11 protein-coding genes are annotated in these 8,566 nt (G+C 65.8%); all 11 read right to left on the minus strand.

The window, feature by feature from the left end; translation table 11 throughout:
- On the minus strand, positions 1-284 hold a 284-nt coding region (gene ybeY, locus AC1D00_RS15475), incomplete at its 3' end, for an rRNA maturation RNase YbeY (RefSeq protein WP_477011274.1).
- Positions 285-346: 62 nt separating this feature from the next.
- Positions 347-1,342, minus strand: coding sequence for a PhoH family protein (locus tag AC1D00_RS15480; protein WP_135175146.1), 996 nt, complete (start codon positions 1,340-1,342; stop codon positions 347-349).
- Between the two features lie 64 nt (positions 1,343-1,406).
- Positions 1,407-2,804, minus strand: a complete 1,398-nt coding sequence (gene miaB / locus AC1D00_RS15485; RefSeq protein ID WP_477011275.1) for a tRNA (N6-isopentenyl adenosine(37)-C2)-methylthiotransferase MiaB — start codon at positions 2,802-2,804, stop codon at positions 1,407-1,409.
- Between the two features lie 179 nt (positions 2,805-2,983).
- The gene (locus tag AC1D00_RS15490; protein ID WP_477011276.1) at positions 2,984-3,664 is read right to left on the minus strand and encodes an HAD family hydrolase; all 681 of its coding nucleotides are present in this window, start codon (positions 3,662-3,664) and stop codon (positions 2,984-2,986) included.
- Positions 3,665-4,120 (minus strand): Fur family transcriptional regulator, encoded by a 456-nt coding sequence (locus tag AC1D00_RS15495; RefSeq protein ID WP_027546806.1) that lies wholly within the window; start codon positions 4,118-4,120, stop codon positions 3,665-3,667.
- A gap of 38 nt (positions 4,121-4,158) precedes the next feature.
- On the minus strand, positions 4,159-4,644 hold the full coding sequence (gene rimI, locus AC1D00_RS15500; RefSeq protein WP_477011277.1) for a ribosomal protein S18-alanine N-acetyltransferase: 486 nt from the start codon (positions 4,642-4,644) through the stop codon (positions 4,159-4,161).
- A complete protein-coding gene (tsaB, locus tag AC1D00_RS15505; protein ID WP_477011278.1) occupies positions 4,641-5,336 on the minus strand; it encodes a tRNA (adenosine(37)-N6)-threonylcarbamoyltransferase complex dimerization subunit type 1 TsaB in 696 nt (231 codons plus the stop codon). Before tsaB ends, rimI begins: the two co-directional genes overlap by 4 nt.
- Positions 5,337-5,417: 81 nt before the next feature.
- Positions 5,418-5,987: a NifU family protein gene (locus AC1D00_RS15510; protein ID WP_477011279.1), complete on the minus strand. Its 570-nt coding sequence runs from the start codon at positions 5,985-5,987 to the stop codon at positions 5,418-5,420.
- Between the two features lie 259 nt (positions 5,988-6,246).
- Positions 6,247-6,741: a universal stress protein gene (locus AC1D00_RS15515; protein WP_027546802.1), complete on the minus strand. Its 495-nt coding sequence runs from the start codon at positions 6,739-6,741 to the stop codon at positions 6,247-6,249.
- A 108-nt stretch (positions 6,742-6,849) separates the two neighbouring features.
- On the minus strand, positions 6,850-7,902 hold the full coding sequence (gene trpS / locus AC1D00_RS15520) for a tryptophan--tRNA ligase (RefSeq protein WP_477011280.1): 1,053 nt from the start codon (positions 7,900-7,902) through the stop codon (positions 6,850-6,852).
- A 92-nt stretch (positions 7,903-7,994) separates the two neighbouring features.
- Positions 7,995-8,566: lipid II flippase MurJ (locus tag AC1D00_RS15525; protein WP_477011281.1), on the minus strand; the 572-nt coding region annotated here is incomplete at its 5' end.

Genomic DNA, 8,566 nt, shown 5'->3' on the forward strand with positions numbered 1-8,566 from the left:
AGCATGCGCGGCGCATCGCCGGGCTTCCATTCGCCCTCCGGCTGGAGCGCGGGAAACGACAGCACGTTGGTCGGCTTGTCGATGCCGCGCCAGTTGCTGTTGAGCGTGCGGATGCCGGCATCGTCGGTCAGCATCACCGCCACTTCCGCTTCCGCGACGTCTTCGTCGACACTCTCGGCGGCAGCCGCGACCGCGCGCTGGATCACGGCTTCGGAATCGGGTTCGCGCTGCCAGCAATCGGCGACGACGAGGACCTCGGTCATGGGAAGATTGGGGTGTGACATTGTCTTTGTTCGGAACGAAAAGGCGCTTGCGTCCGCGCCCATATGGTCCGGTTGTTGTCCCGTCAGGATTTGCCGGTCGCCGGCCGCTGCGGCGACCCTTCATACGCGGCGACGATCCGCGCCACGAGCTCGTGGCGGATCACGTCCTCGGCCTTGAAATGAACTTGTGCAATGCCTTCGACACCGTCCAGCAGGCGGGTTGCCTCGGCAAGGCCCGAGGTCTGACCGTTCGGCAGGTCGATCTGCGAGGGGTCGCCGGTCACGATCATGCGGCTGTTCTCGCCGAGACGGGTCAGGAACATCTTCATCTGCATCGACGTGGTGTTCTGCGCCTCGTCCAGGATGATGGCGGCGTTGGTCAGCGTGCGGCCGCGCATGAAGGCGAGCGGCGCGATCTCGATCTCGCCGGTCTGGAGCGCCCGCTCGACGATGCGCGCGTCCATGAGATCGTAGAGCGCGTCGTAGATCGGGCGCAGATAGGGATCGACCTTCTCGCGGAGATCGCCGGGCAGGAAGCCGAGCCGTTCGCCGGCTTCGACCGCCGGGCGCGACAGGATGATCTTGTCGACTTCCTTGCGCTCGAACAGTTGCGCGGCATGCGCGACCGCGAGCCAGGTCTTGCCGGTGCCGGCCGGGCCGATGCCGAACACCAGCTCGTGGCGCTTCAGCGCGCGGATGTAGGAATCCTGGGCGGCCGTGCGTGCGCGCACCGGGCGCTTGCGCAGATTGATGCTGTCGAAGGTCGATTTGGCGGACTTGGCGTCGAACTCGAACAGCGAGCCTTGGGCGATCACGGCGCGAATCGCGCCTTCGACCTCGCCCTGGTCGAGATCCTGTCCTTTTACTGCCTGGGCGTAGAGCGCCTCCAGCACGCGGCGCGCCGCGTCGCAGCCGTCGCGCGTGCCGCCGATGGTGATGTGGTTGCCCTTGGAATCCACGACGACGCCGAGCCGCCGCTCGATCTGCGCCAGATTCTGGCCATAGGGCCCGACCAGCGCGGATGCGGCGCGGTTGTCGTCGAAGTCGATGACGACCTGGGTTTCGGGTGGAACTTGCATGTCGCGGTCAAATTTGCGGCTGGGAGCGATAGAAGGCGAATCCGATGCGCTTTTTGGCAAGGGTTCAGGCTCCAGTGGCGATGGGTGATAAAGCGGGCTCGCGCGCAACGCGCGGTGTGACGAGCTCCCCGAGGAAGCTGTAGCGCTCGAGGCTGTCGATCCGCACCGGCAGGATTTGTCCGATGATGTCGGGCGAGGCCATCACATGCGCGGGCTGGAGGAAGGCGGTGCGGCCGACGATCTGGCCGTCCTTGCGCGCCGGACGCTCGAACAGCACGTCGACCGTTGAGCCAATCGCGGCCTTGTTGAAGGCCGATTGCTGGCTGTCGATCAGTTCCTGGAGCCGCTCCAATCGCTGGTCCATCTCGGCGGGGGACACCGTCTCCTGCATGTCCGCGGCCGGCGTTCCCGGCCGGGCGGAGTATTTGAACGAATAAGCGGCAGCGTAGCCGATTTGCATGACAAGCGCGAGGGTGGCGAGAAAATCTTGCTCACTTTCACCCGGGAAACCCACGATAAAATCTGATGAAAAAGCAATGTCTTGGCGCGCGGCCCGGAAACGGTCGATGACACGCCGATAATCATCGGCGGTATGTTTGCGGTTCATGGCCGCCAGAATCCGGTCCGAGCCCGACTGCACCGGCAGGTGCACGAACGGCATCAGGGCCTCGAGATCGCGATGGGCCGCAATCAGACTGTCATCGACGTCGCGGGGGTGGCTGGTCGAATAGCGCAGCCGCGCGATGCCGGGAATCCCTGCCAGATGTTCGAGCAGCCGGCCGAGCGGCCAGGCTTTTCCGTCCGGTCCCTCGCCATGATAGGCGTTGACGTTCTGCCCGATCAGCGTGAGCTCGCGCACGCCGTTGTCGGCGAGCCGCTTCACGTCGTCGACGATCCTTGCCACCGGGCGCGACACTTCGGCGCCGCGCGTATAGGGTACGACGCAGAAGGTGCAGAACTTGTCGCAGCCTTCCTGCACCGTGACGAAGGCGGAAATGCCGCGCGCGCGGATCGCGTCGGGCTTCGGCTGGGCAAGGAAGCCGAACTTGTCGGCGGCGGGAAATTCGGTCTCGATCGCGCGGCCTTCGTTGCCGGCGCGCCTCAAGAGCTCCGGCAGGTGATGGTAGCTCTGCGGACCGACCACGACGTCGACCACCGGCGCCCGGCGCACGATCTCCTCGCCCTCGGCCTGCGCCACGCAGCCTGCGACCGCGATCTGCATCGCGCGGCCCCCGCGGGCGGCCTCGTCCTTGGCGACGCGCAGCCGGCCAAGCTCGGAATAGACCTTCTCGGAGGCCTTCTCGCGGATATGGCAGGTGTTGAGGATGACGAGGTCGGCGTCCTCTGCACTGGCCGTCTCCACGAATCCTTCCGGGGCCAGCGTGTCCACCATGCGCTGGGCATCGTAGACGTTCATCTGGCAGCCATATGATTTGATGTGCAGCTTGCGCGGCGGCGTCATGGAACCCGAAAATGGAGGTGGAGGACGGCCTTCAGATATAGGCTGGAGGGGGGAAAATCCAGCGAATGGAGCCTCTGGACCGTCATTCCGGGGGCGCGCGTCAGCGCGAACCCGGAATCTCGGGCCAAAACTCGGGATTCCGGGTTCACGCGCCGCGCGTGCCCCCGGAATGACGGAAATCACCCCGCCAAAGCGTCCGCCCCGACCCGCCGGACCAGCTCCGGCAATTGCCGCATATCGTCGAATGTCAGTCCGGCGCCGGCGGTCCGCAGCCTTTCGGCGTGACCCGCCGGGCAGTGGCTGCCGCCGTGAAAGCCCAGCACGGTCATCCCGGCGGCGTGCGCGCCGGTCACTCCGGGGAGGCTGTCCTCGATCACGAGGCACCGCTCCGGGGCGACCTTCATCTGCGCGGCGGCAAACAGGAACAGGTCGGGCGCGGGCTTGCCGCGCGCGACCTGGCTTGCGGAAAAGATGTTCGGCGCAAGCAGGTCGTAGAGCCCGGCGCACGTCAGGCCGTGATGGATCTTCTCCGGCGTGCCGCTCGATGCGACGCATTTCGGCAGATCGATCGCGGCGATCGCCGCGGCCACATGGGTGATCGGCTGCAGATCGCTGGCGTAGAATTGCAGCGTGGCCGCATTCACCTGGCTCTCGAGATCGTCAGGAAGGCTGCGGCCGATTTCCTGCTCGACCATCCGCCGCGCGTCTTTCTCGGATACGCCGAGAAAGCGGACCAGCACCTGCTCCGAGGTGATCGGATAGCCGTGACGCGTCAGCACATCCGCATGCGCGCGACAGGAGATCACCTCGCTGTCCACGAGCACGCCGTCGCAATCGAAAATGATGAGGTCGACGGGCACTTAGCTTGTTGGCTTGTCGTCGTCGAGCGGAACGCAATAGAGCTCGAGCCGGTGATCGACCAGCTTGTAGCCGAGCTTGCGGGCGATCTCCGCCTGGAGCTTCTCGATCTCTTCGGAGGTGAATTCGATCACCTTGCCGTCGCGCAGATTGATGAGGTGGTCGTGATGGCTGTCGCGCATCGTCTCGTAGCGCGCGCGTCCTTCGCGAAAGTCATGGCGCTCGATGATGCCGGCATCCTCGAACAGCTTGACGGTGCGATACACGGTCGAGATCGAGATCTTGTCGTCGACGGCGACACAGCGCCGGTACAATTCCTCGACATCGGGATGATCGACCGCCTCCGCGAGCACGCGGGCGATGACGCGGCGCTGTTCGGTCATGCGCATGCCGGTGGCGGCACAGCGCGCCTCGATGCCGGACGACTTGGATGCAGAAGAAGGTTTCAGTGCGGTCATGATCTGTCTGCCTGACGGGGCGCTTTCTGCCATCAATGTTACGACAAGTCACGCCGCATCAGAAGGGCGTTCAATTGTTCCCCGTTCGGCTGTTTATAGTAGCGTTCGCGACGTCCGACCACCATGAATCCGCACCCCGCATAGAGCCGCCGTGCCGGCTGGTTGTTTTCCTCGACCTCGAGAAATATCGTGCGCACGCCGCGCCCGGCGAGGTGGCCGAGATGGGTCATCAGCAGCGTGCGGGAGAGGCCGCGGCCGCGATGGGCCTCGTCGACCGCGATCGAGAGGATCTCCGCTTCGTCCGCGCCGATCCGCGACACCGCAAAGCCGATGGTCTTGCGACCGAGGCGCAGCCGATGCACCAGCGTATTGCGCTCGCTCATCATGCTCTCGAACTCGCCTTCGCCCCAGCCATGCGCGAAGGAGGCGCCATGAAGCTGCGCGAGCCGCGCGGCATCGCGCGCGGAAGCCGGCTCGACGACGGCCGTGCCGCCGCGCCACCATTCCGACAGCCAGCTCATCATGAGGTTGCGGCGTGAGCTGCGAGCGGGGGCTGTGCTGCCGGTTTCGCATCGGGTGCGCGCAGATAGAATGGCCGCGCCGGATTTGTCTCGGGATCGGCGGCAGCGCCAAGCCATGCGACCCAGCCGATATCGGGCGCGGGTTGCGCGTCGACCGCGACCGGCTGCGCTGCATCCTTCGGCCAGCGATCGGCGAGGATGCTTGCGGCATTGCCGACCAGATGCGCTGCGCCGAATTGCGAGGCCGCGATCGCCTCGTCGATGGGAGCGACGCCCGGCCGCACCAGCTGGCTGCCGTCGCCGGCGACGATCTGGAAGTAGACGTGATCGTGCCGCGCATCGATCGCGGAGATCACCGGCGCCGATTTGCTCTGGCCGACGACGGTGGCGGCATAGGCCGATAACGTCGTCAGCCCGACGGCCGGCCGCTTGGCCGCGAGCGCAAGGCCGCGTGCCGCTGAAATGCCGACGCGGAGGCCCGTGAAACTTCCCGGGCCGACGGTGACGGCGATGCGGTCGAGCGCGGTGAAGGCGAGATTGGCCGATTGCATGACGCGCGCGATCATCGGCATCAGCGCCTCGGCATGGCCGCGCTTCATGAGAAGCTGCTCCTGCGCAAGCAGCTCGCCGGCGTCGGTATCGAGCACGGCGGCCGCGCACGCTTCCAGCGCGGTATCGATGGCAAGGATCAGCATGGAAAAGCGGTTGGCGGTTGGCGAACAGCGAATAGTCTAGCCGATCGGAATCCTATTCGCCATTCGCTACTCACCTACCGCTCACATCGGCCGGACTTCGACCACGTCGGGCACGAAGTGCTTGAGCAGGTTCTGGATGCCGTGCTGCAGCGTCGCGGTCGATGACGGGCAGCCGGAGCAGGCGCCCTTCATGTTGAGATAGACGATACCGTCCTTGAAACCGCGGAAGGTGATGTCGCCGCCGTCATTGGCGACCGCCGGCCGCACCCGGGTCTCGATCAGGTCCTTGATCATGTCGACCGTCTCGGCATCGGCCTCGTCGAAGAACTCGTCCTCGTCGTCGAGATCGGCATCGCTTTGCGCGGCGCCGCCGGCGAGCAGCGGCGCGCCGGACATGTAGTGCTCCATGATCGCACCGAGGATCGCGGGCTTGAGCTGCTGCCATTCACCGTCCGCCTTGGTCACGGTGATGAAGTCCGATCCGTAGAACACGCCGGTGACGCCGGGCACCTCGAACAGCTTTTCGGCGAGCGGCGAACGCGCGGCCGATTCGCGGCTCGCAAATTCCATCGGGCTGCCGTCGACCACGACGCGGCCGGGAATGAATTTCAGCGTGGCGGGATTGGGGGTGGCTTCGGTTTGAATGAACATGGTTTTCTCCAGACGTCGCCGGTTCAAGGCCGGCGCGTGGCCTATCCACTAGCAGATGGCGACGGGGAACGCACGATCAAGGGGCGGGGAGCACGTTTCGTCACGATATCAGCGGGTTAGAACACTTTAATAGCCCCGCGCCGTCATGGCCGGGCTTGACCCGGCCATCCACGCCTTGCTTCGTGGCGCCAAGAACGTGGATGCCCGGGACAAGCCCGGGCATGACGGATATCTGGTTGGCGTGTCCAGACAGGGACGCCTATGACAGCGAATCCACGCTTTGGTCGCTCAGCGCGCCGGAAACGATCGTCACGGGAACGGGGAACGTGCCCAGCTCATACGTGAGCAGCGAGACCAGTGGCCCGGGGCCTTCCGCACCGGGATTGGCAGCGAGCACCAGCATGGCGATGTCGGGGTCCTCGTCGATCACCGCAAGCAGCTGTTCCATCGGCGCACCTTCGCGGATCACCCGTTCCGGCGTGATCGCGGCAATGCCGTTGGCGCGGCCGGCGGCACGGTCGAGCGCGGCTTCCGCCGCCTCATGCGCTTCGGCGCGCATGATGTCGGCCACACCAAGCCATTCCTGGCTCTGCTGCTCGGGCTCGATGATGCGCAGCATCACCACGCCGCCGCCGGCGCGGATCGCCCAGCGGCTGGCGTAATAGACCGCGCGGTCCCATTCGGCGGTGTCGTCGACGATGACGAGGCATTTGGGCTTGTGACCCGGCTCGAAGCAAAGTCGCTTGCTGGTCATGCATGTCCCGGAATGTGCACGGCCGACATGCTGCCACACTCCCGCAACGTTTGGGAGAGGGGAAGCGGCCGACGCCAGCGCGCCGGCCGCGTTTTGCGGATGCGATGATCAGCGCCGGCGGATGAAGCCGACGATGTCCTTCGAGAGCTTCATGGTCTCGTCGGCGATGGCGCGGGCCCGGTCGGAACCCTGGTTCAGGATCGCATCGATATGGCCGGGGTCGGCGACGAGGCGCTTCATCTCGCCGGCGATCGGCGCGAGCTTGGTGACGCACAGCTCCGCCAGCGCGTTCTTGAAGCTGGAGAACTGTCCGCCGCCGAAATCGCGGAGCACGTCGGCCTTGGAGCGGTCGGAGAGCGCCGCGAAGATGCCGACGAGATTGTCGGCCTCGGGGCGGGCTTCCAGGCCCTTCTCCTCGGTCGGCAGCGGCTCCGGATCGGTCTTCGCCTTGCGGATCTTCTGCGCGATGGTGTCGGCGTCGTCGGTGAGGTTGATGCGCGAATTGTCCGAGGCATCCGACTTCRACATCTTCTTGGTGCCGTCGCGCAAAGACATCACGCGCGTCGCCGGGCCCGTGATGAAGGGTTCCGGCAGCGGGAAGAACAGTCCGTCATTGGTGCCTTGGGCGCGGATCGAGTCACCGAAGTCGTTGTTGAACTTCTGCGCGATGTCGCGCGAGAGCTCGAGATGCTGCTTCTGGTCCTCGCCGACCGGCACGTGCGTGGCGCGGTACAGCAGGATGTCGGCCGCCATCAGCACGGGATAGTCGAACAGTCCGACGGAGGCGTTCTCGCGATCCTTGCCGGCCTTCTCCTTGAACTGGGTCATGCGGCCGAGCCAACCCATGCGCGCGACGCAGTTGAAGATCCAGGCGAGCTCGGCATGGCCGGAGACCTGGCTCTGGTTGAACACGATGTGCTTGTTCGGATCGATGCCRCTCGCGATGAACGCCGCGGTCACCTCGCGGGTGTTGCGTGCGAGCTCGACCGGGCCGCCCCAGACGTCCACGCCTTGCGTGATCGCGTGCATGTCGACGACGCAATAGATGCAGTTGTGGGTTTCCTGCATCTTCACGAAGTTGACGATCGCGCCGAGGTAATTGCCGAGATGCAGATTGCCGGTCGGCTGGACGCCCGAAAAGACCCGTTCAACGAATGGCATGGTAAGCTTTCCTGGAAGGTACCGGCCGTCGTTTCCAACAGCGGCGCTGCCCCGTCAAGGGCAATTCGATCATCCTGCGCGCCGGGGTCGGGCTAGGCGGGCCGCCTCAAGGCGGCAGCCGCCTCGCGCCAGGAGGCCGCGCCGAGGATTTGCAGGAGCAGGCCGTAGACGGCGATTCCGGCCGCGATCTGCACGCCCAGCACGATGAATTTGACGAGGCCATGCGCTTCGGCAGGCACCAGGCCTTCGGTCAGCCAGAGCAGGGCGCCCATGGCGGAGGCGGCGAGCACGATCCGCGGCAGCCGCTTGCGGGCGGCGACATCGACCGAGAAGCCGAATTCGCCCGTGCCCTTGCGCAGCAGCGAGAGCGCGCTGCTCCAGGCGCCGGCCGCGATGCTCGCGGCGATCCCGCTTGCACCGAAGAAATGGCCGAGGAGAACCGCAAGCGCGACCGCGACCACAAATCCCTTGGCCGTTGCCAGCAGCGGCGTCATCGTGTCGCTGCGGGCATAGAAGGCCGGCGACAGCGCCTTGATCAGCACATGAGCCGGCAGGCCCAGCGCCAACCACATCAGCGCGCGCGCGGTGGCCGCGCTGTCATCGGCGCCGAAGGCGCCATGCTCGAACAGCAGCCGCACGATCGGCTCGGCCAGCACGATCAGGC

It is taken from the genome of Bradyrhizobium sp. P2_E8, from assembly GCF_056403875.1.